Source organism: Pseudomonas sp. CCNWLW23 (genome assembly GCF_037095675.1).
Classification (GTDB): Bacteria; Pseudomonadota; Gammaproteobacteria; order Pseudomonadales; family Pseudomonadaceae; genus Aquipseudomonas; species Aquipseudomonas atacamensis.
This window is the reverse complement of sequence record NZ_JBAWKM010000010.1, coordinates 145,518-170,803: the sequence shown is the minus strand read 5'-3', so window position 1 is coordinate 170,803 and position 25,286 is coordinate 145,518. Positions and strand designations below refer to the sequence as shown.

The 25,286-nt window shown below is 62.4% G+C and carries 26 protein-coding genes; 15 read left to right on the top strand and 11 right to left on the bottom strand.

The annotated features are described in order from the left end of the window. Positions 1-44: 44 nt before the first annotated feature. Positions 45-4,331 carry a DEAD/DEAH box helicase gene (locus V8J63_RS15090; RefSeq protein ID WP_336464262.1) on the bottom strand — a complete coding sequence of 1,429 codons (4,287 nt, stop codon included), beginning with the start codon at positions 4,329-4,331 and terminating at the stop codon, positions 45-47. 276 nt (positions 4,332-4,607) lie between these two features. Here V8J63_RS15090 and V8J63_RS15085 point away from each other — a divergent pair, with 276 nt between their 5' ends. Both V8J63_RS15085 and V8J63_RS15080 read left to right on the top strand, forming a co-directional pair. Continuing rightward, entirely contained in the window at positions 4,608-5,492 is an 885-nt protein-coding gene (locus tag V8J63_RS15085; RefSeq protein WP_038860943.1) for a sugar nucleotide-binding protein, read from the top strand. Continuing rightward, positions 5,485-6,417 (top strand): NAD-dependent epimerase/dehydratase family protein, encoded by a 933-nt coding sequence (locus V8J63_RS15080; protein ID WP_336464261.1) that lies wholly within the window; start codon positions 5,485-5,487, stop codon positions 6,415-6,417. The genes V8J63_RS15085 and V8J63_RS15080 overlap by 8 nt, the downstream gene beginning before the upstream one ends. 359 nt (positions 6,418-6,776) lie before the next feature. On the opposite strand, the gene V8J63_RS15075 is transcribed toward V8J63_RS15080, so the two are convergent. The 6 genes from V8J63_RS15075 to V8J63_RS15050 all read right to left on the bottom strand — a co-directional run bounded on the left by V8J63_RS15075 (position 6,777) and on the right by V8J63_RS15050 (position 11,658). Further along, on the bottom strand, positions 6,777-7,475 hold the full coding sequence (locus V8J63_RS15075; protein WP_336464260.1) for an OmpW/AlkL family protein: 699 nt from the start codon (positions 7,473-7,475) through the stop codon (positions 6,777-6,779). A gap of 220 nt (positions 7,476-7,695) precedes the next feature. Then, on the bottom strand, positions 7,696-8,214 hold the full coding sequence (locus tag V8J63_RS15070) for a DUF3299 domain-containing protein (protein WP_336464259.1): 519 nt from the start codon (positions 8,212-8,214) through the stop codon (positions 7,696-7,698). Positions 8,215-8,225: 11 nt separating this feature from the next. Next, the gene (locus V8J63_RS15065; protein ID WP_110603831.1) at positions 8,226-9,491 is read right to left on the bottom strand and encodes an ABC transporter permease; all 1,266 of its coding nucleotides are present in this window, start codon (positions 9,489-9,491) and stop codon (positions 8,226-8,228) included. A gap of 1 nt (position 9,492) precedes the next feature. Then, the gene (locus V8J63_RS15060; RefSeq protein WP_041477850.1) at positions 9,493-10,203 is read right to left on the bottom strand and encodes an ABC transporter ATP-binding protein; all 711 of its coding nucleotides are present in this window, start codon (positions 10,201-10,203) and stop codon (positions 9,493-9,495) included. A gap of 139 nt (positions 10,204-10,342) precedes the next feature. Then, entirely contained in the window at positions 10,343-10,936 is a 594-nt protein-coding gene (locus V8J63_RS15055; RefSeq protein WP_336464258.1) for a DUF2796 domain-containing protein, read from the bottom strand. A 155-nt stretch (positions 10,937-11,091) separates the two neighbouring features. Further along, the gene (locus V8J63_RS15050) at positions 11,092-11,658 is read right to left on the bottom strand and encodes a hypothetical protein (RefSeq protein WP_071173727.1); all 567 of its coding nucleotides are present in this window, start codon (positions 11,656-11,658) and stop codon (positions 11,092-11,094) included. A 128-nt stretch (positions 11,659-11,786) separates the two neighbouring features. Between V8J63_RS15050 and V8J63_RS15045 the strand changes: the two genes are divergently transcribed. Then, a complete protein-coding gene (locus V8J63_RS15045; protein WP_336464257.1) occupies positions 11,787-12,146 on the top strand; it encodes a hypothetical protein in 360 nt (119 codons plus the stop codon). Positions 12,147-12,259: 113 nt separating this feature from the next. On the opposite strand, the gene trxA is transcribed toward V8J63_RS15045, so the two are convergent. The 3 genes from trxA to V8J63_RS15030 form a co-directional block, all read right to left on the bottom strand. Beyond that, a complete protein-coding gene (gene trxA / locus V8J63_RS15040) occupies positions 12,260-13,132 on the bottom strand; it encodes a thioredoxin (RefSeq protein WP_336464256.1) in 873 nt (290 codons plus the stop codon). A gap of 129 nt (positions 13,133-13,261) precedes the next feature. Next, positions 13,262-13,918 carry a class I SAM-dependent methyltransferase gene (locus tag V8J63_RS15035; RefSeq protein ID WP_336464255.1) on the bottom strand — a complete coding sequence of 219 codons (657 nt, stop codon included), beginning with the start codon at positions 13,916-13,918 and terminating at the stop codon, positions 13,262-13,264. Continuing rightward, positions 13,915-14,379 carry a YbaY family lipoprotein gene (locus tag V8J63_RS15030; protein ID WP_071173724.1) on the bottom strand — a complete coding sequence of 155 codons (465 nt, stop codon included), beginning with the start codon at positions 14,377-14,379 and terminating at the stop codon, positions 13,915-13,917. Before V8J63_RS15030 ends, V8J63_RS15035 begins: the two co-directional genes overlap by 4 nt. Before the next feature lie 128 nt (positions 14,380-14,507). Between V8J63_RS15030 and nrdR the strand changes: the two genes are divergently transcribed. The 12 genes from nrdR to V8J63_RS14970 all read left to right on the top strand — a co-directional run bounded on the left by nrdR (position 14,508) and on the right by V8J63_RS14970 (position 23,223). Continuing rightward, complete coding sequence (nrdR, locus tag V8J63_RS15025; RefSeq protein WP_007910946.1) at positions 14,508-14,972, top strand: transcriptional regulator NrdR; 465 nt, start codon at positions 14,508-14,510, stop codon at positions 14,970-14,972. Further along, complete coding sequence (ribD, locus tag V8J63_RS15020; protein ID WP_336464254.1) at positions 14,969-16,102, top strand: bifunctional diaminohydroxyphosphoribosylaminopyrimidine deaminase/5-amino-6-(5-phosphoribosylamino)uracil reductase RibD; 1,134 nt, start codon at positions 14,969-14,971, stop codon at positions 16,100-16,102. The genes nrdR and ribD overlap by 4 nt, the downstream gene beginning before the upstream one ends. A gap of 47 nt (positions 16,103-16,149) precedes the next feature. Continuing rightward, positions 16,150-16,812: a riboflavin synthase gene (locus V8J63_RS15015; RefSeq protein ID WP_336464253.1), complete on the top strand. Its 663-nt coding sequence runs from the start codon at positions 16,150-16,152 to the stop codon at positions 16,810-16,812. A 21-nt stretch (positions 16,813-16,833) separates the two neighbouring features. Next, complete coding sequence (gene ribBA / locus V8J63_RS15010; protein WP_039761895.1) at positions 16,834-17,925, top strand: bifunctional 3,4-dihydroxy-2-butanone-4-phosphate synthase/GTP cyclohydrolase II; 1,092 nt, start codon at positions 16,834-16,836, stop codon at positions 17,923-17,925. A gap of 90 nt (positions 17,926-18,015) precedes the next feature. Next, entirely contained in the window at positions 18,016-18,492 is a 477-nt protein-coding gene (gene ribH / locus V8J63_RS15005; protein ID WP_003228649.1) for a 6,7-dimethyl-8-ribityllumazine synthase, read from the top strand. Next, positions 18,489-18,989, top strand: coding sequence for a transcription antitermination factor NusB (gene nusB / locus V8J63_RS15000; protein ID WP_039761889.1), 501 nt, complete (start codon positions 18,489-18,491; stop codon positions 18,987-18,989). Before ribH ends, nusB begins: the two co-directional genes overlap by 4 nt. A gap of 27 nt (positions 18,990-19,016) precedes the next feature. Next, positions 19,017-19,982: a thiamine-phosphate kinase gene (thiL, locus tag V8J63_RS14995; RefSeq protein ID WP_024014488.1), complete on the top strand. Its 966-nt coding sequence runs from the start codon at positions 19,017-19,019 to the stop codon at positions 19,980-19,982. Continuing rightward, on the top strand, positions 19,979-20,482 hold the full coding sequence (locus tag V8J63_RS14990; protein WP_130888587.1) for a phosphatidylglycerophosphatase A family protein: 504 nt from the start codon (positions 19,979-19,981) through the stop codon (positions 20,480-20,482). Before thiL ends, V8J63_RS14990 begins: the two co-directional genes overlap by 4 nt. 25 nt (positions 20,483-20,507) lie before the next feature. Continuing rightward, the gene (locus tag V8J63_RS14985; protein WP_130888588.1) at positions 20,508-21,245 is read left to right on the top strand and encodes a substrate-binding periplasmic protein; all 738 of its coding nucleotides are present in this window, start codon (positions 20,508-20,510) and stop codon (positions 21,243-21,245) included. Between the two features lie 144 nt (positions 21,246-21,389). Then, a complete protein-coding gene (gene ribA / locus V8J63_RS14980; protein WP_024014485.1) occupies positions 21,390-22,007 on the top strand; it encodes a GTP cyclohydrolase II in 618 nt (205 codons plus the stop codon). Beyond that, the gene (locus V8J63_RS14975; RefSeq protein ID WP_016772987.1) at positions 22,004-22,423 is read left to right on the top strand and encodes a hypothetical protein; all 420 of its coding nucleotides are present in this window, start codon (positions 22,004-22,006) and stop codon (positions 22,421-22,423) included. The genes ribA and V8J63_RS14975 overlap by 4 nt, the downstream gene beginning before the upstream one ends. Then, positions 22,423-23,223, top strand: coding sequence for a cobalamin-binding protein (locus tag V8J63_RS14970; RefSeq protein WP_336464252.1), 801 nt, complete (start codon positions 22,423-22,425; stop codon positions 23,221-23,223). Before V8J63_RS14975 ends, V8J63_RS14970 begins: the two co-directional genes overlap by 1 nt. Positions 23,224-23,360: 137 nt before the next feature. Here the strand turns inward: V8J63_RS14970 and V8J63_RS14965 are convergent, their stop codons facing one another. Next, positions 23,361-25,244 (bottom strand): TonB-dependent receptor domain-containing protein, encoded by a 1,884-nt coding sequence (locus tag V8J63_RS14965; protein ID WP_336464251.1) that lies wholly within the window; start codon positions 25,242-25,244, stop codon positions 23,361-23,363. Between the last annotated feature and the right edge of the window lie 42 nt (positions 25,245-25,286).

Here is a 25,286-nt window from a genome sequence, read left to right as displayed (position 1 = left end):
CTGTGGGAGCGAGCCTGCTCGCGAAGACGCCGGTGCGAACACTCTCAATGCCGGATCAGCTTGGCATGCAGTTGTCCCATGGCTATCGGATCCAGCTCTACCCAAACCTGCTGCTTGCCGGCAATCACCGCCGCCACCGCCACCCCATCGCGATACACCAGCCGATTGCTCACCAGCGCCGGCACTTTCACCCCGGGCAGCAACGTCCCGGCCAGATTCAGCGGATCAACCCCACACACCGCCACCAGGCTGCCGTCCTGCGGGCGTCGGCGTACTTCGCGCAGCAAGGGAATGGCTTCGGGCAAGGCAAACTGCTCGCCAGCCAGACCACTGACAAACCGCCCGCCCCGAATCTCGCCCCGCGCTTCCAGACGATGAAAGGTGCGCAGCAATTCCCGCCAGCTCGGCAACCAGTCCGCTTCGCGTTCCAGCAGACGCCAGAACACCACGCCGTAGCGGCGCAGCAGGGTCATGGCGACATGTTCGAGCGTCTCGGCGGCATCGGCTGACGAACCTCGGCGCAGCAATGCCCAGCGCCCGGCATCGTCCATGCCGCCGATAAACGCGCCGCGCCCGCGTCGACTGCTGCGCTGCTGGCGCTTGCTTGCTGGCGTGATCAGCGCACGCAAGCCGGCGAAGCTGTCGGCGTTCACCAAACCTGCGGCAACCAGTTCCTGCAAAGCGATTTCCAGTTCGCTGCGCAGCAGGCGCGCTTCATGAATCAGCTCATCGAAAAACAGCGCGCCATGCTGACTCAGCGCCTCGAAGACTTTCTGTGTTTTCGGCGATAACTCACTCACTGGCGTCTGTTCCGCCAGCGCACTCCACAAACCCACTTGGCTGCGCGGCAGCAGCACAATCGGTGTGCTGCGCAATGCCGAGCCGCTGACCTTCTGCCGCGCATTGATGCGCGTCCACACCAGTTTGCCGTTGCGGCACAGTTCATCCAGCCAGCTCGGCGAATAGTCCTTGAGGCGGGCCGGCAGGATGTCGCTGTCCCACGCCGAAGCTGCCGCCGGGTAGCCTTCGAATTGGCCGACAATCGCCGGCAGCACCGCACTGCCCTGACCTTGGGTGGCCGGCGTCAGATGCTGCCAGTCGAACAGAAAACGCATGAAGTCCTGCAATGCCACCGGTTCGATTTCCCGGCGCAGGCGCTTGACCGTGTAGCGATGGATGCGCGCCAGCAGATGGCGTTCGCACCATTCTTCAATCGCGCTGTTCGGCGTGAACTGGCCGCGCAACACATAACCTTCACGCTCCAGTTGCGCGAGGGCCTGATTGACTTGCGCAACTGGCAGGGCGAGCGGCTCGGCAATGGCGGGCAACGGGATTGGCCCAAAGGCGCCGAGGCGGGCGCGGATCACTTCGACCAGCGCCTCATCGAATGCCCACGTATCGTCGAATCCGGGCAGCGCGACTGCTGCGCTTGCCAACGTCGCCTGTGGATAAAGTGCTTGTAGGCAACTCAAGCGTTCGCGGGCCAGCCATAACTGATGCTCGGCGTCGATCTGCAACAGGCAGGCGCGGCCGCTGGCCATCAGCGTTTGCAGCCAGTCCAGCCAACCCGCGTTGGCGCGCGCTTCGGTGTCGCTGATGCAGGCGAGGCTCATCAGCGCTTCGTGCATTTCATCCATGGAATTGGGCGACGGCCAGGCTTCTTCGCGCACTGCGGTGATCGCATCGGCATCGAGTGCGCCGAGATCATCGGTCGACTGCGGATCGCTCCAGCGTCGATTGATCACCGCTTGCGTGCGGCGTTCCTCCAGCGGCGCGTCGTCGAGAAACGTGTACGGCCGGGCGCTGAGGATTTCTGCCGCCAGTGGCGACGGTGCCGGCAGATCACGGGCGATCAAGCGCACCTCGCCACGCTCCATGCGGCGCAGTAGGGTCAGCCAGCCTTCGCTGTCCATCGCTTCGTGCAGGCAATCGTCGAGGGTCTGTTCCACCAGCGGATGTTCTGGGACTTCACGCTCGCCGGCGAGGTTTTCCAGGCAGGCGATCTGGTCGGGAAACACACTGGCGATGAGGTCTTCGCTCTTCATCCGTTGCAGTTGCGGAGCGACTTTGCGCCCGCCGGTGAAGCGCGGCAACGCCAGCGCCACCCCGGCATTCCAGCGCCAGCGCACGCCGAACAACGGAGCATCAAGCACGGCTTGAATGAGCGTGTGTTCAGCGCTGTTGCTGTGCAGGTAACGCCAGACTTCGTCGAGCTCGAAGCTGTGACTGGTGGACAGCGACAGCACGATCGCGTCTTCGCTGGCGGCGGCCTGCAATTCGAAGTTGAAGGTGCGACAGAAACGCTTGCGCAGGGCCAGGCCCCAGGCGCGGTTGATGCGGCTGCCGAACGGCGTGTGAATGATCAGTTGGGTGCCGCCGGACTCGTCGAAAAACCGCTCCATCAACAGCGTGTCCTGCGAGGGCAGGGCGCCGAGGGTTTGCCGTGCGCGCGCCAGATATTCGACCAGTTGCTCGGCGCTGGCGAGGTTGAGGCCGAGTGTGGTGGTCAGCCAGTCGAGCGCCGGTTGCAGATTGCCGGGGCTGGCGCTGAGCAATTCGTCCAACTGCGCTTGCAGGCGCGCGACGGCCGCCGACAGTTCATCACTGCGCCCCGGCGCTTCGCCGAGCCAGAACGGAATGGTCGGCGGCATGCCCTGCGCATCCTCGACCCGCACTTTGCCGCTTTCTACCCGCAGGATGCGATACGAGGTATTGCCAAGCTGGAACACGTCGCCGGCGATACTTTCCACGGCGAAATCTTCGTTGACGCTGCCGATGTTCAAGCCCTGGGGTTCCAGCAGCACGCTGTAGTCGGCGTTGTCCGGGATGGTGCCGCCACTGGTCACGGCGGTCAGTTGCGCGCCACGCCGGCCACGCAAGGTGCGACTGACGGCATCGCGGTGCAGGTAGGCGCTGCGGATGCCCTGGCGGCCGTTGTAACCCTCGGCGAGCATGCTCAGCAGGGCCTGATAGTGTTTTTCGTCGAGATCGCGATACGGCCAGGCTCGGCGGAACATCGCCAGCAACGCGTCCTCCGACCATTCCTGGCAACTGACCTCGGCAATGATCTGCTGCGCCAGCACGTCCAGCGGCTTTTCCGGAATCTGCAGCGTATCCAGCTCGCCCCGGCGCACGCAGTCGAGCAGGGCGGCGCACTCGATCAGATCGTCGCGGGTGGTGGCGAACAAACGACCCTTGGGCGTGCCGCCGATTTGATGTCCGGAACGGCCAACCCTTTGCAGAAACGCAGCAATCGAGCGCGGTGAACTGATCTGGCAGACCAGGTCGACTTCGCCGATATCGATGCCCAACTCCAGTGATGCCGTGGCGATCAGCACCTGCAACTCGCCGCGCTTGAGCCGTTGTTCGGCGTCGAGGCGAAACTCCTTGGCCAGGCTGCCATGGTGCGCCGCCACGGCCTGCTTGCCGAGGCGTTCGCTCAAATGCCGGCTGAGGCGCTCGGCAAGGCGTCGGGTGTTGACGAAAATCAGTGTGGTGCGGTGCTCGCGGGCGAGTTCGGCGAGGCGCTCGTACACCAGTTCCCAGACATCGTTGGCCATCACCGCCGACAAAGGCACCGGCGGCACTTCGATACCCAGATCCCGAGGGCGGGCGTGGCCAATGTCGACGATTTCGCAGGGGCGATCGTGACCGACCAGGAATTGCGCCACGGCTTCTACCGGCTTCTGCGTGGCGGACAGGCCGATGCGGGTCAGCGGTTCGGCGCACAACGCTTGCAGTCGTTCAAGGCTCAAGGACAGATGACTGCCGCGCTTGCCGGCGGCCATGGCGTGGATTTCGTCAATGATCACCGTGCGCGTAGTGCCGAGCATCCTGCGCCCGGATTCCGAGCCAAGCAGCACATACAGCGATTCCGGGGTGGTGACCAGAATGTGCGGCGCGGTCTTGCGCATGGCGGCGCGGTCTTTCTGCGGCGTGTCGCCAGTGCGTACGGCGGTGGTGATGGTCAGCTCCGGCAGGCCCATTTGGCGCAATTGCGCAGTGATGCCAGCGAGCGGGTTCTGCAGATTGATCTGAATGTCGTTGGACAGTGCCTTCAGCGGTGAGACATAGACCACCAGGGTTTCGGCGGGCAGACCATCGGGCTGTTCCAGACCTCGATGGACAAGCTCATCAAGCACGGCGAGGAACGCGGTCAGGGTTTTGCCCGAGCCAGTGGGCGCGGCGATCAGCGTCGACCGGCGCTGGCGGATCAACGGCCACGCACGGGCCTGAGCGGCGGTGACCGCCGGGAAAGTCTTGTTGAACCAGGCGCTGACGGCGGGGTGAAAGCCGGCCAGCGCACTGTTGGCGGGGAGGGGCAGATTCATGACTGAAGTTATGCGGGCGGGGGCGGGAAGATGCAAGTACCGTTCGGACGCCTTCGCGAGCAGGCTCGCTCCCACCTTGGAACCCGGTCCCCTGTGGGAGCGAGCCTGCTCGCGAAGGGGCCGGTCAGGACGCCGCAAATTCGCGGATCTACACTTTACGGATGACGGTTGCGCACTAAACCCGCAAAATGCAACGATTCCGGCAATTATCGACGACGGTTCCACGAGAACCGTCGCCAAAGCCATCGTTCCAATCAGACTGGGCCTGCTGACTCTATGCGAATGCGCCTTATGTTACTGGGCGGCGGAAATGCCCTTGGGCAGGCGCTGATTCGCCTCGGTGCGGAAGAAGACATCGGTTTCCTCGCCCCCCGCCCGCCCGAAAACGGCTGGGATGCCGCGAGCCTCACCCAACTGCTCGACGACACCCGTCCCGATGCGTTGATCAACCTCGCCTACTATTTCGACTGGTTCCAGGCCGAGAGCGTCAGCGAAAGCCGCATGAGCGGTCAGGAACGCGCCATCGAGCGTCTGGCCGAACTGTGCCAGCACCACAACATTGTCCTCGTGCAGCCGTCGAGCTATCGCGTGTTCGACGGCTCGCGGGCCACGGCCTACAGCGAAAAAGACGAACCGGTGCCGCTGGGCCTGCGCGGTCAGGCCTTGTGGCGCATCGAGCAAAGCGTGCGCGCGACCTGCCCGCAACATGTATTGCTGCGGTTTGGCTGGCTGCTCGACGACAGTCCGGACGGCACCCTCGGGCGCTTCCTCGCCCGTGCGGAACAACCCGAAGAGTTGCTGCTGGCCGATGATCGGCGCGGCAATCCGACTCCGGTCGATGACGCCGCGCGAGTGATCATCTCCGTGCTCAAGCAACTCGACTGCGCCGCGCCGCTGTGGGGCACTTACCATTACGCCGGCCACGAAGCGACCACACCGCTGGCGCTGGGCCAGGCGATTCTCACCGAAGCACGCAGCCTGCATCCGCTGGCGATCGAAGCACCGACCGCGCAGGCCCACGCCGCGCGCCCGGACGCCGCCGAAGAACCGCAACACGCGGTGCTGGCCTGCAAGAAAATTCTCCACACTTTCGGGATCAAGCCGCGCGCCTGGCGTGCCGCGCTCCCGGGTCTACTGGACAGGTTCTATCGACATGGCTGAAGGAACGGTTCTAATCACTGGCGGCGCCGGATTCATCGGCTCGCACCTGACCGATGCCTTGCTCGCCAAGGGCTATGCGGTACGCGTGCTTGACGATCTGTCGACCGGCAAGCGCAGCAACCTGCCGCTGGACAATCCCAAGGTTGAACTGGTGGTCGGCGATGTCGCCGATGCCGCTTTGGTCGCCCGCGCCATGCAAGGTTGCAACGCTGTCGCGCATCTCGCGGCCGTGGCTTCGGTGCAGGCCTCGGTGGACGATCCGGTGAAAACCCACCAGAGCAATTTCATTGGCACCCTGAATGTCTGCGAAGCCATGCGCCTGGCCGGGGTCAAACGTGTGGTGTACGCCTCCAGCGCGGCGGTGTACGGCAACAATGGCGAGGGCGAGTCGATTGATGAAGACACGCCAAAAGCGCCGCTGACACCCTATGCCTCGGACAAACTGGCCGGTGAGCAGTACTTCGATTTCTACCGTCGCCAGCATGGCCTGGAACCGGCAATTTTTCGCTTCTTCAACATCTTCGGCCCACGCCAGGATCCGTCCTCGCCGTATTCCGGGGTGATCAGCATTTTCAGCGAGCGCGCCTCGAAGGGTTTGCCGATCACCGTGTTTGGCGATGGCGAGCAGACTCGCGATTTCCTCTATGTCGGTGATCTGGTCGATTTGCTGGTGCAGGCGCTGGAAAAGCCTGATGTACAGGAAGGCGCGGTCAATGTTGGCTGGAATCAGGCGATGAGCCTGAAGCAGATGCTCGAAGCATTGAAATCAGTGGTCGGTGAACTGCCGCCCGTGAGCTACGGGCCGGCGCGTTCAGGTGATATCCGCCATTCGCGAGCCGATAACCGACGCTTGCAGCAGCGCTTCGAAATGCCGCCGCAGACGCCGATGAGTGTGGGCTTGGCGCGCTTGCTGGGGCGCTCCTGAGAAGCCCCTCACCCTAGCCCTCTCCCAGGGGAGAGGGAACTGACTGAGGTGTTTGTGAGAAGTACGCCGACTTGCGATACCCAGTCGAACTCAGGTTTTGAACAACACACAAATCGGCTCCCTCTCCCCCGGGAGAGGGCTGGGGTGAGGGGCCCGGGCCTCCAACGCCCCACATGACTCAGCACCAAATGAAAAAGGCGCCTTTTTCAACAGGCGCCTTTTTCACGGCCGGAATATTGCTATCCCTGTGGCGAGGGAATGTTATCCCCCGATCGACTGCGTACGGTCGTCGTCAGGTCTGTGCCTGCCCGCCACCAAGCCTCATTCACCACCACGTGAACGTTCAGTAAAAAATCGACTTAGAACTTATAGCCCAGACCGACCATGTAGATGAACGGATCGACGTCCACATTTACCCGCGCGCGGGTGCCGGGGGCGACGGCGTTGTTCTCGACGGTCGCGCGGGTGTCGATATCGATGTAGCGCACCTGGGCGTTGAGCATGATGTTGTCGGTGATCATGTAGTCGGCGCCGACCTGCCAGGCCAGGCCCCAGGAGTTTTTCGCCTTGAAGTTGCTGAAGCCGTTGGCGCTGGCTTCGCTGCCGACGTGTTCGTCGTAGATCCAGGTGTAGTTGATGCCACCACCCACATACGGCTGGAAGGCCGATTTCGAATCCAGCGGGTAGTAGACGACGCTGAGGGTCGGCGGCAGGTGCTTCAGCGTGCCGAGCTTGCCGTTGGCGGCGGGCAGGGCGGTGCCCTTGAGCTTGACGTCATGCTCGAACGGCGTGGCTGCCAGCAGCTCGATACCGATGTTGTTGGTGAGCATGTAGGCGAAGTTCAGACCCAGTTGGGTGTCGCTGCTCATGGTCGCCTTGCCGCCCAGATCAGTGCCGCTCAGCGGACCCTGATCGACCTTGACGCTGGAGCTGTCGGCCTTCGGGTTGACGGTGATCGCACCGGCGCGCACAAGAATGTCACCGGCTTCGTGGGCGTGGGCGAGCGGGACTGCGAGCGCGAGGGCAAACAGCGGGGCGCTGAGCAAGGACTTGTTCATGGGGGCTCCGAAAGGACATAAAAATTCGATGTCCTAGGGTACGAAGCCGTCTGATACGGTGTTTTGACTCAGCTCAATGAAACAGTGAAGGGGCGGGGTTTTGTGGAGCCTTTGAGGGCCTATTCGCGAGCAGGCTCGCTCCCACCTTGGAATGTGATCACCTGTGGGAGCGAGCCTGCTCGCGAAGACGATAGACCAGCCAATACAAAACTACCGGGAATTACTCCGGCAGTTCATACGCATAAATCTTCTCCGCCTCCATCTGATACCCGGCATCGGCCAGTTCACTGCTCGAGGCTTTCACCTGCAACGGTCCTTCAACCCAATACGGCTGATACAGCTCGTCGAGCTTCACGCCCAGTTCGCTTTTCACATGGACGATCTGGTTCGACGGCGGTGGCGGTACGTGGATGCAGGCGCCGAAATACGGCACCAGCAAAAAGTCGGTAGTGCGCCCCTCTTCACTGACTTCCAGCGGCACGATGTAACCGGGCAGGCGAATGTTCTGTCCGTCGAGGCTCTTCACGACCGGCGCATTCGGCATGTCTTGCTTGGCCGCCGGCGCGGACTCGGCGGAGAGTGCGTCGCCCATCTTCGACAGGTTGTGTAGCGGGGTCATGTTGGGTACTTCCGGCGCGGCGTCCGGCGGGATCATTTCCGACCAGGTCAGGTCTTTCGGCGCCGCCGCCCACACGGGCAGGGCGACCAGCATCAGCAGCGCAAGCAGGGCGCGGGGCATGGTGAACATCCTCATAAACGGATCGACAGGCCATCGGCCAATGATTGGCGATACGCGCGCCAGGCCGGCACGCTGCCCATCAGCAGCGCGGCCGCCAGAATGCCACCGAGCAGCGTCCATTCATACTCGCTCGGCCATGCCAGCGGCAGGTACAAACCGTAATTGGCCTGCACGTACCCTTGCGCAGCGGCGATGCCGACGTACAGCAGCGCCAGCCCGGCAATCACCCCGGTCAGGGCCAGGGCGAAAGCTTCCAGCACCAGCAGACTTGCGATGTGCCACGGCCGCGCGCCCACCGAACGCAGAATCGCCATCTCGCGGCGACGTTCGTTGAGGCTGGTGAGAATCGCCGTGAGCATGCCGATCAGCCCGGTCAGCACAACGAACAGCGAGACCACGAACAAGGCTTTCTCGGCCGTGCTCATCAGGCTCCACAATTCCTGCAAGGCCACGCCCGGCAGGATCGCCAGCATCGGTTCGCCACGGTACTCGTTGATCTCGCGCTGCAAGGCAAAGGTGGAAATCTTGCTGTTGAGGCCGAGCATGAACGCGGTGATCGCTTGCGGGGTCAGGTCCATGTTGCGCGCCTGATCAGCGCTGATCCGCCCGTTGCCGCGCGCCGGCACACCGTTGTGCCAGTCGATGTGAATCGCCTCCATGCCGCCGAGGCTGATGTGCAACGTGCGGTCCACCGGGGTGCCGGTACGCTGGAGGATGCCGACCACGGTGAAGGGTTTGTCGTCATGCTTGACGAGGCTGATCGCCGCCACGCCGTGGGCCAGTACCAGTTTGTCGCCGAGCTTGTAGTGCAGCGCTTCGGCGACTTCGGCACCGAGCACCACTTCGAAAGGATCGGTGGCAAACGCGCGACCGTGGGCCAGCGCCAGGTGTTGCTGGCGCCCGTACTGGTAGTGCTCGAAGTAGGCTTCGGTGGTGCCCATCACGCGATAGCCGCGATGGGAATCGCCAAGGGACATGGGGATTGCCCACTTCACTTTCGGGTTGTTGGCGAAGTGTTCAAAGCTGTCCCAACGGATGTTGTTGGTAGCGTTGCCGATGCGGAACACCGAATACAGCAGCAGGTTCACCGAGCCCGAACGAGCACCGACGATCAGGTCAGTACCGCTGATGGTGCTGGCGAAACTGGCCTTGGCTTCGGTGCGCACGCGCTCGACGGCGAGCAGCAGGCACACCGAAAGAGCAATGGCGAAAGCAGTGAGCAATGCGGTGAAACGGCGGTTGGCCAGGCTGGCCATGGCCAGACGAAACAGATACATCTCAGACCTCGGCGGACGTGGCGGCGCGATTGAGTTCGGCCAGGGACAGATGACGGTCGAACAGCGGCGCCAGGCTCTGGTCGTGGCTGACGAACAACAGACTCGATCCGGCCTCGCGGCACTCGGCAAACAGCAGGCGAATGAAGTTCTCGCGGGCGTCGTAATCCAGTGCCGAGGTTGGTTCGTCGGCGATCACCAGTTCCGGTTGGCCGATCAACGCGCGGGCGGCAGCGACCCGTTGTTGCTGGCCGATGGACAGCGAGTCGGCGCGGCGGCTGAGGATGCTTTCGTCTTTCAGACCCAAGTGCGCGAGCAGGGTGGCGGCGGCCTGATCGACGCTGCCGTGGCGCTGTTTCGCCCGTTGCGCACGCAGTTTCGAGAAGTGACACGGCAACTCAACGTTCTCGCGCACCGAGAGAAACGGCAACAGGTTGAATTGCTGGAAAATGTAGCCGGTGTGATCGACACGAAACGTATCGCGCTTGCCGGCAGACAGTTCGGTCAGCTCCTGGCCGAGCAGGCGAATGCTGCCGCGACCGGGCTTTTGCACCCCGCCGAGCAGGCCGAGCAGGGTGGTCTTGCCGCTGCCGCTGGGGCCTTTGAGAAACAGGGTTTCGCCGGCTTCCAGACGAAACGCCGGGATGTCCAGCAGCGGCGGGTGACCGGGCCAGTTGAAGCCAAGGTCGGAAAGTTCGATGAGTGCTTGGGTCATGGCACCGATTTTCATGAAGTGAACACATAACCCTGTGGGAGCGAGCCTGCTCGCGAAAGCGCTGGGTCAGACACCCACATGTCAGCTGACACGCCGCCTTCGCGAGCAGGCTCGCTCCCACAGGGGATTTCGGTGGATCCTAGAATTTCAGCGCAGCCGACTTGGCCGTCACTTCGGTACCTTGCTGGCCGGTCGCGCTGATCAGTTGTACCTGAATCTTCTGCGTCGCCGGGAAGGTCTTGAAGATGTTCGTCAGGTTCAGCGTGTTCAGTGCCCCCGGTGTGGCGCAGCTGAATTGGTAATGCGCATGGATTTCGCTGTGGTCGTGGTGATGCTCGTGACCGTCCTTGTCCGCTTCATCTTCGTCGTGATCATCGGCGTCCGGCTTGTCGCCGAACAGCGGGCTTTCCAGTTCCTGACTGACCACCTTGCAGCCGGCCGCAGCGGGCAGGCTGAACAGGGCCAATGGTTTTTCCAGTTGCGCACGAGCGGCAGCGACTTTGGCCTTGTCGGCGTCCGACGTGGCCGCATGTTCAAAACCGACCAGATTCATCGCCGGGCTTTCCAGCTCCAGCTCCAGGGTCTGACCGTCGAGCGCGGCGTTCAGCCGACCCACGCCATGTTCGTGAGCGCCGAGGCTGCCGTGCTCATGATCATGATCGTGCTCATCAACCGCATGGGCAGTGGCCAGCGGCAACAGGGCAAACGGCAAAGCGAGCAACAGACGACGCATGACGGACTCCGAGAAAAATGAAAAGTTTGTTATGTAATCTTATAACGAAAGTGCGCAGAGTGTGCCCGTGCGCTTGAGATTGCGCAAGACATGGCTAAGCACCGCCCGGGATGAGTTCGCGGGCGGTGCTGGGATTGGATGTCATGCTTGCAGAATCAGAAGCCTGCGCCGGGATAGTCGAACCAATAGTGTCCCGAAAGAACATCGTTGATCAGATTTGCGTCGAGCACGCTCGGCGCATCGCGACTGAAACGCTGTCGCCAAGCCGGAAGCCACCAGTAGTTGATGGCTGTTCCGCGCGGAAATACCACCAGAGTCAGCACCTCCTTATCCATTTTGCCCTGCGTGTAGAGTTGATGACTGCGATCCATCAGGGCCATGTACTGGTCGATTGGCAGTCTGAACATAAGTGCCATAGTGAAGATTTTTTCACTCTGACTGAACGCCGGACTCTGCAGTACCCGCAATGCTTCGCAAGTGTGTGAATTCGGTTGACTCGCTATGCTCTGGCCTTCGGGGGTTGAAAGTATGTCGAAACGATCATCCATGTCTCGCCAGTCGGTCCGGCTATTGCGCTCAAAGTAATCACGAATAACAAGGGTCAGTGGACCTGCAGTTTCCCCGTCAGCGGGACAAGCCGAAAGATCGGCAGGCAACCAGATGCGCCATGCCACGATGAGCAAGAGTGGGGTCATCAATAGGGCGTAGTAACTTCGTTTCATTACAGGGTGCTGTGAGAAAAAGGACACTGTAGATGAATGCTCGATAACCGCCACACTGGACAACGTCGCTTGGCGTTGCACAAGTCCCGTGGGAGCATGCAGGTCAGAAAAGTGCAGGAGCGAACTCGATGTTGCGGATACGCGGAACGGTCGGCGAGGTGCCGGTGGATCTGACGGTGGAGCTGGATGACAGCGATTGGGCGAGGCTGGGTTCCGCGCTAAGCGGGCAGGCGCCGATTGCGCAGTCTGAGGCGGTTGCGCCCGCTCCGGCGGCGAAGCCGGTGAATCAGGATGATGCGCTGTGGCAGGTGGCCAAAGACTTGTTGCGCAACGCCGGGCAACTTAGCGGGCCGGATCTCCTCGATCAGCTGAAGGCGCTCACCGGCAGTGCGGCAGCGGGCAAGCGTTTGCTCGTGCGTCTGCGCCATAGTTCCGATGTGAAAGTGGCGAGCGGCGGGGATACGCCGCTCTATAGCTGGATCGGGTAAGCCCTGAAAGATCGCAGCCTCCGGCAGCTCCTACAGAATCAGTGTTCATCCGCAAAAAGCCGCGATGAGCACGATCCGATGTAGGAGCTGCGGCACGCTGCGATCTTTTGCTCTCAATAAAGCGCAGCAAACATCTTGCGGCGATACACCGTCACCAACGGATGATCATTGCCCAGCAGTTCGAACACCTGCAGCAAGGTCTTGTGCGGCAAGCCTTCCCCGTAGCTGCGGTTGCGGATGAATAGCTTCAGCAAGGCGTCCAGCGCCGCTTCGTATTGCTGGCGCGCCAGTTGCTGGATCGCCAGTTGGTACACCGCTTCATCATCCTGCGGATTTTGCGCCAGGCGGCTTTTCAGGTCGGCGGCGTCCGGCAGGTCGCGGGCGAGGCCGAGGAACTGGATCTGCGCCTTGGCCCCGGCGAGTGCGGCTTTGTGCTCATCGCTCTTGACCGCGTCGAGCACGGTTTGCGCTTCGCCCAGCTCACCGCGTTCGGTCAGGCAGCGTGCGTAAAGGATCAGCGCTTTGGCGTTGGTATTGTCTTCATTGAGAATGGTCACCAGCACCGCTTCCGCCTCGGCGAAGTGACCATCGTCGAACATTGCCTGAGCCTGTTCGAACGGGTCGGCAGCGGCCGGTGGCGGCATCTGCACATGCGGTTCCAGCAGCGCGCGCACGGCGGATTCCGGTTGTGCCCCGGCAAAGCCATCGACCGGCTGACCGTCCTTGAACAGCACCACGGTCGGCAGGCTGCGAATGCCGAAGCGGGCGACGATGTCCTGCTCGATGTCGCAGTTGACCTTGGCCAGCAGCAACTCGCCCTGATAGCTCTCGGCAATGCCCTGCAGCATCGGCATCAACGCCTTGCACGGCGCACACCATTCGGCCCAGAAATCCACCAGCACCGGTTTGTTGAAGGAGGCTTCGATCACCGACTGGTCGAAATCGGCAGTCGTGGCGTCGAAGATGTACGGCGTTTGCTGACTCATGGGGGATCTCTCTAAGCGTCAATGACCGCACTATAAGGGGTGACGCAAAAGATCGCAGCCTTCGACAGCTCCTACTTTGGAATGCGTTGCACTGTAGGAGCTGCCGAAGGCTGCGATCTTTTGGCGGCGTCAATCACGCCGCGCATGGTAGAGGCTGACATGTCTGAATTCCTCAGGCTCGGCCAGATCCGGCAAGGTCATCGCCTCGAGCATTTCAATTCGCTCATACAACGGATGACGAAAATCCCGCACCCGTGAATCCGCCACCAGCGCTTCGCGTCCGCGACTGAGAAACGCGTCGAGCAGCGGCAGATTGGCGCGGTCGTACAGCACGTCGGCAACCAGAATCAGATCGAAGCGATCGGCCTCGGCAAAGAAATCCGTCGAATAACTCATCTGCACATCGTTGAGCTCGGCGTTCGCCTTGCACGCGGCGATCGCCAACGGATCGAGATCGCAGGCCACCACTTCCAGCGCCCCGGCCTTGACCGCTGCGATGCCGGCGATCCCGGAACCGGCGCCGAAATCCAGCACGCGCTTGCCGCGCACCCAGTCGGGAAACTGTGCCAGATAACGCGCCACGGCCAAGCCGCTGGCCCAGCAAAAACTCCAATAGGGCGGTTCATGCAGGATGCGCTGGGTTTCTTCCTGGCTGAATTCGCGGGCCATGTTGTCGCCGTCGATCAACCACAGCTGCAAATCAGTGCCGGGCAACGCGCAGGCTTTCAGTCTGGCGTCGCCGAGCAATTCCCCCAAGGCCTGTTGCAGGTCGAGCGGTGCTGTCATGGCGCTTTGACGAATTGCAGCTGGCCCAAAGCCTGAGTGGTCGGTTGAGTGATGGTCTGCGACGGCAGGTGCAGAATCAGTTGTCCGGACTGGCTCGCGCGACCGCGCAGCTCAACCCGTGCGCCGGCCGGAAATGCCTCGGGGTTGAAGCGCAGATGAAACGGCAGGATCTGGTTGTTGCCGATCAGGCTGGAACTGGCGAGCAATTGTTGCGGGCGATCCTTTTCGTCGATCACCAGCAGCGCCAGTTCGACTTCGGCGCCGGTTGGCACGCCTTGCAGGGTGCCGCTCAATTCGCGCTGATGGGCTGGCAGCGGGCCGAGTTCGGCGGCCTCTTTGGCTTTTTTCTGCGCCTGTTGCGGCGCGGGGCCCGGCGTCGGCGGTTGCGGCTTGGGTGCGTCGCTGCCACAGGCCACCAGCAGGCTGAAAAGACTGAGCAGAACGAGCGGACGTAACGGCATTGGAGGCTCCGGCAGAATGAATTCCATGGATCAGACGATCATGCCGTTCTGTATACCGCAAAGCCTATGGCTTGTCTTGCCACGGGGATGCGCTACCATGGCCCTCCCATTTTTTGTTGCCAGCCACCATGCACTGTCCCTTCTGCGGTGCCAACGACACCAAGGTCATCGACTCGCGTCTGGTCGCCGAGGGCGAACAGGTGCGCCGCCGGCGTGAATGCCTGGCCTGCGGCGAACGTTTCACGACGTTCGAGACGGCCGAGCTGGTGTTGCCGCGCCTGATCAAAACCGACGGCAGCCGCCAACCGTTCGACGAAGAAAAACTCCGCGCCGGCATGCAACGCGCGCTGGAGAAACGTCCGGTCAGCGTCGAGCGCCTCGAATCCTCTCTGGTCCATATCAAGCACAAGCTGCGCGCCACCGGCGAACGCGAGGTCAAATCCCTCGTGGTCGGCGAGCTGGTGATGGCCGAGCTGCAAAAGCTTGATGAAGTCGCCTATATCCGTTTTGCCTCGGTGTACAAGCGCTTCCAGGACCTCAATGAATTCCGCGAAGAGATCGACCGCCTCGCCCGCGAACCGGTGAAAGAATGACCACCGCCGCCGAGCAGGCGATCCTCGACGCGCATTTCATGGCCTGCGCGCTGGAACTGGCGCGCAAGGGCCACTACACCACCCATCCCAATCCGCGAGTCGGTTGCGTGGTGGTGCGTGACGGCCACATTGTCGGCGAAGGCTGGCATGAGCGCGCCGGCGAACCCCATGCCGAAGTTCACGCCCTGCGCGCCGCTGGCGAGCAGGCCCGGGGCGCGACGGCGTATGTCACCCTCGAGCCTTGCAGCCACCACGGGCGCACGCCGCCGTGTGCCGATGCCTTGGTGACCGCTGGCGTTGCCCGGGTCGTGGCGGCGATGCGTGATCCCAATCCGCAGGTCGCCGGGCGCGGTTTGCAGCGCTTGGCTGATGCCGGTATTGCCACTGAAAGCGGTGTGCTGGAGGGCGAAGCACGCAAGCTCAATCAAGGTTTTCTGAAACGCATGGAGCATGGCTTGCCGTTCGTGCGGGTCAAGCTGGCCATGAGCCTCGACGGGCGCACAGCGATGGAAAGCGGCGAGAGCCAATGGATCACCGGCCCGGCGGCGCGTTCAGCGGTACAGCGTTTGCGCGCTGAGGCGGCTGTGGTGCTGACCGGCGCCGACACGGTGCTGGCCGATGGCGCACGCTTGACCGTACGCGCAGACGAACTCGGTCTGGACAGCGAGCAAACCGCGCTGGCCATGAGTCGCCCGCCATTGCGCGTATTGATCGATGGCCGCCTGCGAGTGCCGCTGGAGGCGCCGTTCTTCAAGGCCGGGCCGGCGCTGGTGGCCACCTGTGTCGCGGTCGAGGAGCAATATGCCAATGGCCCGGAATGCCTGATCGTGCCGGGTGATGACGGCCAGGTCGATCTGCATCAGTTGCTTATCGAACTGGCCAATCGTGGCACCAACGAGGTGCTGGTCGAGGCCGGTCCGCGTCTGGCCGGCGCCTTTGCGCAACTGGGGCTGGTCGACGAATTCGTGATCTTCATTGCCGGCAAGTTCCTCGGCTCCACGGCCCGTCCGCTGCTCGACTGGCCGCTGGCGCAGATGAAAGATGCGCCGGAGCTGAAAATCACTGAAATCCGCGCGGTGGGCGATGACTGGCGAGTCACTGCGATCCCTGTCCCTGCAGCCCGCGTATAATTCCCGGCCATCGCGTTAGCGCTGGCCTCGTTCTCAAGGAGAACCCCATGTTCACCGGCATCATCGAATCCATCGGCAGTATCCGCGCACTGACCCCAAAGGGCGGTGATGTGCGGGTGCACGTCGCAACCGGCAAGCTCGATCTGAGTGACGTCAAACTCGGCGACAGCATCGCGGTCAACGGCGTTTGCCTGACCGCCGTCAAGCTGCCGGGCGACGGTTTCGCCGCCGACGTCAGCCGCGAAACCCTCGATTGCACCGCCATGAATGACTTGAAAAGCGGCAGCCCGGTCAATCTGGAAAAAGCCCTGACCCCGACCACTCGCCTCGGCGGGCATCTGGTCAGCGGACACGTCGACGGCGTCGGTGAAGTGGTATCGCGCAGCGACAATGCCCGCGCCGTGGAATTTCGCATCCGCGCGCCGAAAGAACTGGCCAAGTACATCGCCCACAAAGGCTCGATCACCGTCGACGGCACCAGCCTGACCGTGAACGAAGTCGATGGCGCCGAATTCATGCTGACGATCATTCCGCACACCCTCAGCGAAACCATCATGGCTTCATATAAGCCGGGCCGCCGGGTGAATCTGGAAGTCGACCTGCTGGCGCGTTATCTGGAGCGTCTGCTGCTGGGCGACAAGGCCGCCGAGAAGACCGCCGGCAGCACCATCACCGAAAGCTTTCTGGCCCAAAACGGCTACCTCAAATAATTCAAAAGAAGGGGGTGCCTTGTGGCGCTCAATAGCATCGAAGAACTGGTTGAAGACATCCGCCAAGGCAAGATGGTCATCCTCATGGATGACGAAGACCGCGAGAATGAAGGCGATCTGATAATGGCCGCCGAATGCTGCCAAGCCGAACACATCAACTTCATGGCCAAGCACGCCCGTGGCCTGATCTGCATGCCGATGAGCCGCGAGCGCTGCGAACTGTTGAAGCTGCCGCTGATGGCGCCGCGCAACGGTTCCGGTTTCGGCACCAAGTTCACCGTTTCGATCGAAGCTGCCGAAGGCGTGACCACCGGCATCTCCGCCGCCGATCGCGCGCGCACCGTGCAGGCCGCTGCGGCCAAGGACGCCAAGGCTGAAGACATCGTCAGCCCGGGCCACATTTTCCCGCTGATGGCCCAGGCCGGCGGCACCCTCGCTCGCGCCGGCCACACCGAAGCCGCTTGCGACCTGGCGCGCATGGCCGGTTTCGAGCCGAGCGGAGTGATCTGCGAAGTGATGAACGACGACGGCACCATGTCCCGTCGCGCTGAACTCGAAGCATTCGCCGCCGAACACAACATCAAGATCGGCACCATCGCCGACCTGATTCACTACCGGATGATCCACGAACGTACCGTTCAGCGGATTGCCGAGCAGCCGCTGGACAGCGAACTGGGCCAATTCAACCTGGTGACCTATCGTGATTCGGTGGAAGGCGACGTGCACATGGCCCTGACGTTGGGCACTGTCTGCGCTGAAGAACCGACGCTGGTTCGCGTGCACAACATGGACCCGCTGCGCGATCTGCTGATGGTCAAGCAGCCGGGCCGCTGGAGCCTGCGCGCCGCCATGGCTGCGGTCGCCGAGGCCGGCAGCGGTGTGGTGCTGCTGCTCGGTCACCCGCTCGATGGCGACGTGCTGCTGGCGCATATCCGTGAAACCGGTGAGCAGGCAGCGCCGAAAAAACCGACCACCTACAGCATTGTCGGTGCCGGTTCGCAGATCCTGCGTGACCTCGGCGTGCGCAAAATGCGCTTGATGTCGGCACCAATGAAATTCAATGCGATATCCGGTTTCGATCTGGAAGTTGTAGAATACGTGCCCTCCGAATAATGACCGGCTGTTTCCGGACTCCGATTCGCGGCAAATAATCACTGAGGGGCGCGTAGCAGACGCGTCCCGGCTCTTTAAGAGAACTGACGAATGACCCTGAAGACCATCGAAGGTACCTTCATCGCCCCCAAAGGCCGCTACGCTCTGGTAGTGGGCCGCTTCAACAGCTTCGTGGTTGAAAGCCTGGTCAGCGGTGCCGTTGATGCCCTGGTTCGCCACGGCGTGAGCGAAAGCGACATCACCATCATCCGCGCGCCGGGCGCCTTCGAAATCCCGCTGGTTGCGCAGAAAGTCGCCCAGAAAGGCGAGTTCGCAGCGATCATCGCCCTTGGCGCAGTCATTCGTGGCGGTACTCCGCACTTCGAATACGTGGCTGGCGAGTGCACCAAAGGCCTTGCCCAGGTCTCCATGGAATTCGGCGTACCGGTCGCGTTCGGCGTGCTGACCGTCGACTCCATCGAGCAAGCCATCGAACGTTCCGGCACCAAGGCCGGTAACAAAGGTGCCGAAGCTGCCCTGTCCGCTCTGGAAATGGTCAGCCTGCTGGCGCAGTTGGAGGCCAAGTGATTAGCGACGAAAGCGATCGTTTCAACCCGCGCGATCCGAAACCTGCGGATGCCGGCAAGCCCTCGAAAAGCGTCAAGCGTCGCGAAGCCCGTCAGCTCGCGACTCAGGCGCTGTACCAGTGGCACATGGCCAAGCAATCGCTGAACGAGATCGAAGCGCAGTTTCGCGTTGATAACGATTTCACCGATGTCGACGGTGCCTACTTCCGTGAAATCCTTCACGGGGTTCCGCAGTTCAAGACCGAAATCGACACTGCCCTGACGCCTTGCCTGGATCTGGCGATCGAAGAGCTCGACCCGGTTGAACTGGCGGTTCTGCGTCTGTCGACCTGGGAACTGCTCAAGCGCGTCGACGTGCCTTACCGCGTTGTGATCAACGAAGGTATCGAGTTGGCCAAAGTGTTCGGTTCGACCGACGGCCACAAGTTCGTCAACGGCGTGCTCGACAAGCTGGCCCCGCGCCTGCGTGAAGCTGAAGTGAAGGCGTTCAAGCGCTGATCGGCGCTTGAATACTTTTTCTCGGCCATGGGCGAGTTTGAGCTGATCCGCAATTTCTTCGCCGCCGCGCCTTGTGCGCAGGGCGGCGAAGGCGTTGCTCTGGGGATCGGCGACGACTGCGCCTTGCTGGCGGTTCCCGCTGGGGAACAGCTGGCGGTTTCTACCGATACGCTGGTGGCCGGTGTGCATTTCGCCGACCCCTGCGATCCGTTTCTGCTCGGTCAGCGCTCGCTGGCCGTCGCGGTCAGTGACCTGGCCGCCATGGGCGCCGCGCCCGTTGCCTTCACCCTTGCCCTGACCTTGCCGACGGTAACCGCCGATTGGCTGCAAGCCTATGCCCGTGGTCTGAACCGCATGGCGCAAAGCTGCGGCGTCGCACTGGTCGGCGGCGACACCACGCGCGGACCGTTGAGCCTGACGGTCACCGTGTTCGGCCGCGTACCCGCTGGCCAGGCCTTGACCCGCAGCGGTGCGCAGGCCGGTGATCTGCTCTGCGTCGGCGGCGAACTGGGCAATGCCGCCGGCGCCTTGCCGCTGGTATTGGCCCAACGTGATGCCGAAGCGCATATCGCCCAGCCGCTGCTCGAGCATTACTGGTCGCCGCAGCCGCAACTGGCCCTCGGTCAGGCCCTGCGCGGCAAGGCTACGGCGGCGCTGGATATCTCCGACGGCCTGCTCGCCGATTGCGGGCATATCGCGCTGGCATCGAAGGTGCGACTTGAGATTGAACGCGAGCGCGTACCGTTGTCGGATGCATTAGTCGCGTTTCTCGGTCAGCGCGGTGCCGAGCGCGCGGCATTGAGCGGTGGTGATGACTACGTACTGGCCTTCACCTTGCCGTCCGCCGAGTTGCCGGCACTGCTGGCCGACGGCTGGCCGATCCATGTGATCGGGCGCGTGCTGCCGGGCCAGGGCGTGCTGCTGCTGGACCGCGACGGGCGCGACATCACTCCGCAGATTCGCGGCTACCAACATTTTCAGGAGACACCGTGACAGATCACCCGAAACAGGTTCCTGCCGAATTCGTGCCTCCTTCGGTCTGGCGCAATCCGTGGCATTTCCTCGCGTTCGGCTTCGGCTCCGGCACCTTGCCAAAAGCGCCGGGCACGTGGGGCTCGCTGGTGGCGCTGCCGTTCATTCCGCTGTGGCAGATGCTGCCCGACTGGGGCTACTGGCTGATGCTCGGCATCACCATGCTGTTCGGCTTCTGGCTGTGCGGCAAAGTCGCTGACGATTTGCGCGTGCACGACCACGAAGGCATTGTCTGGGACGAAATGGTCGGCATGTGGATCACCCTGTGGCTGGTGCCGGAAGGCTGGTACTGGTTGCTCGCGGGTTTTCTGGTGTTCCGCTTCTTCGATATCCTCAAGCCGTGGCCGATCCGCTGGATCGACAAGCACGTGCATGGCGGCGTCGGCATCATGCTCGACGACGTGCTGGCCGGTGTGTTCGCCTGGCTGGCGATGCAAGGGCTGGTATGGGCATTCGCCTGATTCGACTCACGTGAGGAACCACGCAATGCTGCGACGCGGGTTGGCGCTGCTGCTTCTGGCTCTGCTGGGCACGTTCGCCCACGCGCAGGCCGCCGCGCCTGTGCCTGGGGTGATCCATCTGGCCAGCGAAGACTGGGAGGATTACACCGCCGCCGATGGTCACGGTCTGGCCTGGGACGTGTTGCGCAAAGTGTTCGAGCCGGCCGGGGTCAAGCTGGACATCCGCACGGTGCCGTACACCCGTTCGATCGGGCTGGTGCAGTTGAAGGAAGTCGACGCGCTGGTCGGCTCCTACCGCGACGAAGCCGAGCATGTGCTGTACCCGCAATCGAAGTTCGATTCTGATCACATCTACGCGCTGGGCCTGGCCAGCAGCCCGCCGCCGACCCAGGCGACCCTGGGCAAATATCGGTTGGCCTGGGTGCGCGGCTACCGCTACGAAAACTACTTGCCGAACATCCAGCGCTTCAACCAGATCGAACGGCGCACCGGCATTCTGCTGATGCTCAAGCAGGGCCGGGCGGATTACTACATCGATGCGCTGACCGAGATTGAAGCGGTCGTGCGCGATGCCGCGGATCCGGCGCAGTATCGCTATTCGCATCTGACTGAGTTGCCGCTGTTTCTCGGTTTCGCCGATACCCCACAGGCTCGCGCGTTGATGGCGCTGTATGACCGCCGCATGGCGGAGCTGGTCAAGAGCGGAGAGTTGAAGCCGGTCTTCGAGAGGTGGCAGCAGCCGTATCCGTTTGATCCAAAATGATCACAATGTCCTGTGGGAGCGCATGGCAACTGTCATCAAACTTTTTGATGGTTATGCCCGATAATTCAGCCTAAGCGTCCACAGGAACCTGCTGTTACAATGCCCGCCTGCGAATTTTCAGTCTTCTAGATCAGGAGCACATCGGTGCCTGTCGTCTTCGTCGCCGCTTCCAAGCTGCCAACGCCTTTTGCGCAATTCACCATGCACGGCTTTCTCGATGAGAGCACCGGGCGTGAGCACGTCGTGCTGAGCCTCGGTGAAATTGCCGATGGCGCCCCGGTACTCGGTCGCCTGCATTCCGAATGCCTGACCGGCGATGCCTTGTTCAGCCAGCGTTGCGACTGCGGCTCGCAACTGGAAGCCGCGTTGCAGGCGATCGCCCGCGAAGGCCGGGGCGTGCTGCTGTATCTGCGTCAGGAAGGGCGCGGCATCGGTCTGCTGAACAAGATCCGCGCTTACGAGTTGCAGGACGGCGGCGCCGATACCGTGGAAGCCAACGAGCGTCTGGGCTTTGCCGCCGATCAGCGCGACTACGCGATGTGCCTGCCGATGCTCGAACATTTGGGCGTGAAATCCCTGCGCCTGATGACCAACAACCCGCGCAAGGTCAAAGCGCTGACCGACATGGGCATCGTCGTCGCCGAGCGCGTGCCGCTGCACACCGGGCACAATCCGCACAACAAACTCTATCTGGCGACCAAGGCCAGCAAGCTCGACCACATGATGGGCAACGAGCATCAGGGCGAGGTCGACCGCGCGTGACCCGTGGCCAGGTGCGGCGGCGGTTGTCGGTGGCCTGGTGGCAATACCTGGCGCTGGCGCTGTTGCCGCTGTTCGTGCTCAACGCGCTGTTCGGTGAAGGCCAGGGCCTGCTGCCAGTGCTGGCAATGCCTTTGTTCATCGCCGGCGTCGCCTCGATGTTTGTCAGCCTGAAGTATTTCGCCCGCTACAAACACGCCCTGATCGCCACGCAAAAAGCCCTCGATACCGCCGAAGAACCCGCCGCCTGGATTGCCCTTGCGGCGCGTCGGCGTACGGCGTTGCTGGTAGCGTCCTTGCCGGCCTGGATTGGCGCACTGGCGGTATTCGTCGGCCTCGAAGCCGTGCCGTTGATGTTGCTGGCGCTGTCCACCGCCGTGCTGTTCTACCTCTATCATATTCCGCGTCAACTCGGCTGATGCATCGCCTGTGGCTGGCGGTTCTGCTGCTCGCCCTGAGCAGCCCGGCGCTGGCCGCACTGCGTGTGGTCAGCCTCGCCCCCTCACTGTCTGAAATCGTCGTTGAACTGGATTCCGCTGACCTGCTGGTCGGCGTACTGGATGCGGGCGAGCGGCCGGCGGCGATAGCGGATGTTCCATCAGTGGGCCGCTACGGCCAGCTCGACATGGAGCGCTTGCTCAGCCTGAAACCGGATTTGCTGCTGCTCTGGCCCGGTAGCGTCGGCGCGGGGCAGCGTGATCAGCTCAAGCGCCTGAACATTCCGACCTTCGTCGCCGAGCCGCATACGTTGGCGCAACTCGCGGCGCAGATCGAAGCCATTGCCGAACAGCTCGGGCGTCCTGAACGCGGGGCGCAACGAGCGGCCGAATTGCGCAAGCAACTGGATGACCTTCGTCAGCGTTATCGTCGTGATGTGCCGCTGCGGGTGTTTTATCAAGTCTGGGACAAACCGCTGTATACCATCGGTGGCGGTCAGATCATCAGCGATGCGCTTGAGGTGTGCGGCGCGCGCAATGTCTTCGCCGAGCTGAATCTGCCGGCGCCGCAGGTGAGTATCGAGGCGGTGTTGCAGCGTGATCCGGAAGTGATTGTCGCCGGTGATCAGGCGCAGCTAGGGGCGTGGAAGACCTGGCCGCAGGTGGCGGCGGTCAGGCAGGGGAGACTGATATTGGTCACTGACAAAGGCCTTGAGCGACCGAGCGGGCAGATGATCAGCGCCACCGCCAAACTATGCCAATTGATCGCGCCGGATCGGTAGACCGCATCGCCTGTATTCGCGAGCAGGCTCGCTCCCACACTGGATTTTCGCTGAAAACAAACTGTGTGGCCGCACTCAGTCTACTGTGGGAGCGAGCCTGCTCGCGAAGAGGTCAGCCAGCCAATACAAATCTCAGCTCAGAGTTCAGGGGTCCACGTCACCCCGAACATCCACGCCCGACCTTCCTCGCGATAGCCATACTGCGCGCCGTCATAGCTGTAATTCGCCCGGCTGTAGCCCTTGTCCAGCAAGTTATCCACCTTCAGATCCAGCTTGATCTCACGGTTCAGCGCCCAACTGCTGCGCAGCCCGAGCGTGCCGTAGCCACCCAGCGACTGGGTGTTGTTCAAGTCGTCGTAACTGCCGCTGACCAATTGCCAACTGGCGCCGAGTCCCAAGCGATCAAACTGCCGATCCACATCCCAACTGGCCGTGCGCCGCGCCCGTCGCGCCAGCGTATGCCCGGTATCGCGATCACGTGGATCAATGATCGCTACGCCAAGATTGCTCTGCCAGCCAAACAGCTCGTGCTTCAGTGCCGCTTCAAAGCCATTGATCCGCGCTGACGCAACGTTCTGTGGGCGTGAGTTGCTGCCGAAGATGATCGCGTCTTCCAGGTCGGTACGGTAAATCGAGGCTTCCAGCCGCGCGCTGTCGCTCAACTGGCTGCGCCATTGCAGTTCGTAGCTTTTCGAAGTTTCCGGTTTCAGGTCGGGATTGCTGAAATCCGGGTAGTACAGGTCGTTGAAGGTCGGCGCGCGGAACCCTTCGCTGTAGCTCAGCAGCACGTCGTTGTCCGGGTTCAGCGGCAGGGTGAAAGTGCCGCTCCAAGTGTTCTGGCTGCCGAACTGCTGGTTGTCGTCGTGGCGCAGGCCGATCTCGGTGGAGAAACTGTCGGCCTGATAGCGATGCTGGATGAACGCGGCGCGATTCCAGCGGCTGTCCTCGTCAAACGCAGTGCTGCTGTTGACCCGGTCTTCGTACCAGTCGCCGCCCAGAATCAGGCTGTTGCGCGCGTCCAGCGTCAGGTCGTTCTGCCAGTTCACCGAGTCGCGATAGGTGTTGAACACCGTGCGCTCGTCGCTGAGCTTGTCGAAGGTCTTTTCGCGGTTTTCGCTGTGGCCGAATTCGATGCGGGTTTTCCAGGTTTCGTTGACCCGCGCATCGACATAACTGCTGATGCTGCTGACATTGAAGTCGCTGTAGGGCTGCTGTTGCACCGACTCGAAAGTGTCCATGTCGAAGCGGCCGAACGGATTGTCGAATTCGCCCCTGCCACGGTTATCCAGCAGATTGGCGCCGACTTCGACGTCATCGGTCAGCGCGTGGCTGAGGCTCAGGCTCAGGGATTTGTTGCGGTAGGCGTCATGGTCGCTGTCGCTTGGATACGACTCGTGGGTACGGTCGATCCCGGCCGTTTCGTCGAGGCTGGCGCCGAGGTTGAAGCGGGTTTTGTCGTCGCCGCCGGACAAGCCGAGGCTGCGTTCCCAGGTCTGCTGACTGCCGAAGCCCAGATGCAGGCGTGGCTGCAAGCCTTGCTCGGTGCCGCGTCGGGTGAAGATCTGGATCACCCCGCCAATCGCGTCGCTGCCGTAAATCACCGAGCGTGAACCGCGCAGCACTTCGACGCGCTCGATCTGCTCGATGTTCAGATGTTGCAGGTTGCTGTCGCCGGAAGTCGAGTTACCGATGCGCTGGCCATCGACCAGCACCAGGCTCTGCGCCGATTGCGTGCCGCGAATGTAGATCCCCGGCAGACTGCCGCGCCCGCCGGTCTGCGCCACTTGCACGCCGGGCACGCGCCGCAGCAGATCGGGCACGTCGCTGGGTTGCAGGCGATCGATGTCTTCGCGGGTGAACACGGTGTTGGCGGCGCTGCTGTCGTTGCGCGCTTCGACCTGACGATTGGCGCTGATCAGCGTGTCCGGCAGCTTCAGCGCCTGATCGCGTTCGAATGTATCGGCAAGGGCGCTGGCGGTTGGCAGCAGGAGGAAGGGCAGGGCGAGGCGCGAGAGGTTCATGGACAGTCCAACGGGAGTTTCAGGTGTACACAAATCAAATGT

Coding starts and splice junctions, on each gene's coding strand:
- V8J63_RS15050 (WP_071173727.1), bottom strand. CDS start 11,658: ATGAAACGAAGTTACTACGCCCTATTGATGACCCCACTCTTGCTCATC.
- V8J63_RS15045 (WP_336464257.1), top strand. CDS start 11,787: ATGTTGCGGATACGCGGAACGGTCGGCGAGGTGCCGGTGGATCTGACG.
- V8J63_RS15015 (WP_336464253.1), top strand. CDS start 16,150: ATGTTCACCGGCATCATCGAATCCATCGGCAGTATCCGCGCACTGACC.
- V8J63_RS15065 (WP_110603831.1), bottom strand. CDS start 9,491: ATGTATCTGTTTCGTCTGGCCATGGCCAGCCTGGCCAACCGCCGTTTC.
- nrdR (WP_007910946.1), top strand. CDS start 14,508: ATGCACTGTCCCTTCTGCGGTGCCAACGACACCAAGGTCATCGACTCG.
- V8J63_RS15090 (WP_336464262.1), bottom strand. CDS start 4,331: ATGAATCTGCCCCTCCCCGCCAACAGTGCGCTGGCCGGCTTTCACCCC.
- V8J63_RS14985 (WP_130888588.1), top strand. CDS start 20,508: ATGCTGCGACGCGGGTTGGCGCTGCTGCTTCTGGCTCTGCTGGGCACG.
- thiL (WP_024014488.1), top strand. CDS start 19,017: ATGGGCGAGTTTGAGCTGATCCGCAATTTCTTCGCCGCCGCGCCTTGT.
- trxA (WP_336464256.1), bottom strand. CDS start 13,132: ATGAGTCAGCAAACGCCGTACATCTTCGACGCCACGACTGCCGATTTC.
- V8J63_RS15080 (WP_336464261.1), top strand. CDS start 5,485: ATGGCTGAAGGAACGGTTCTAATCACTGGCGGCGCCGGATTCATCGGC.
- V8J63_RS15030 (WP_071173724.1), bottom strand. CDS start 14,379: ATGCCGTTACGTCCGCTCGTTCTGCTCAGTCTTTTCAGCCTGCTGGTG.
- V8J63_RS14965 (WP_336464251.1), bottom strand. CDS start 25,244: ATGAACCTCTCGCGCCTCGCCCTGCCCTTCCTCCTGCTGCCAACCGCC.
- V8J63_RS15060 (WP_041477850.1), bottom strand. CDS start 10,203: ATGACCCAAGCACTCATCGAACTTTCCGACCTTGGCTTCAACTGGCCC.
- V8J63_RS15085 (WP_038860943.1), top strand. CDS start 4,608: ATGCGAATGCGCCTTATGTTACTGGGCGGCGGAAATGCCCTTGGGCAG.
- V8J63_RS15070 (WP_336464259.1), bottom strand. CDS start 8,214: ATGCCCCGCGCCCTGCTTGCGCTGCTGATGCTGGTCGCCCTGCCCGTG.
- V8J63_RS14970 (WP_336464252.1), top strand. CDS start 22,423: ATGCATCGCCTGTGGCTGGCGGTTCTGCTGCTCGCCCTGAGCAGCCCG.
- V8J63_RS15055 (WP_336464258.1), bottom strand. CDS start 10,936: ATGCGTCGTCTGTTGCTCGCTTTGCCGTTTGCCCTGTTGCCGCTGGCC.
- V8J63_RS15075 (WP_336464260.1), bottom strand. CDS start 7,475: ATGAACAAGTCCTTGCTCAGCGCCCCGCTGTTTGCCCTCGCGCTCGCA.
- ribH (WP_003228649.1), top strand. CDS start 18,016: ATGACCCTGAAGACCATCGAAGGTACCTTCATCGCCCCCAAAGGCCGC.
- ribD (WP_336464254.1), top strand. CDS start 14,969: ATGACCACCGCCGCCGAGCAGGCGATCCTCGACGCGCATTTCATGGCC.
- V8J63_RS15035 (WP_336464255.1), bottom strand. CDS start 13,918: ATGACAGCACCGCTCGACCTGCAACAGGCCTTGGGGGAATTGCTCGGC.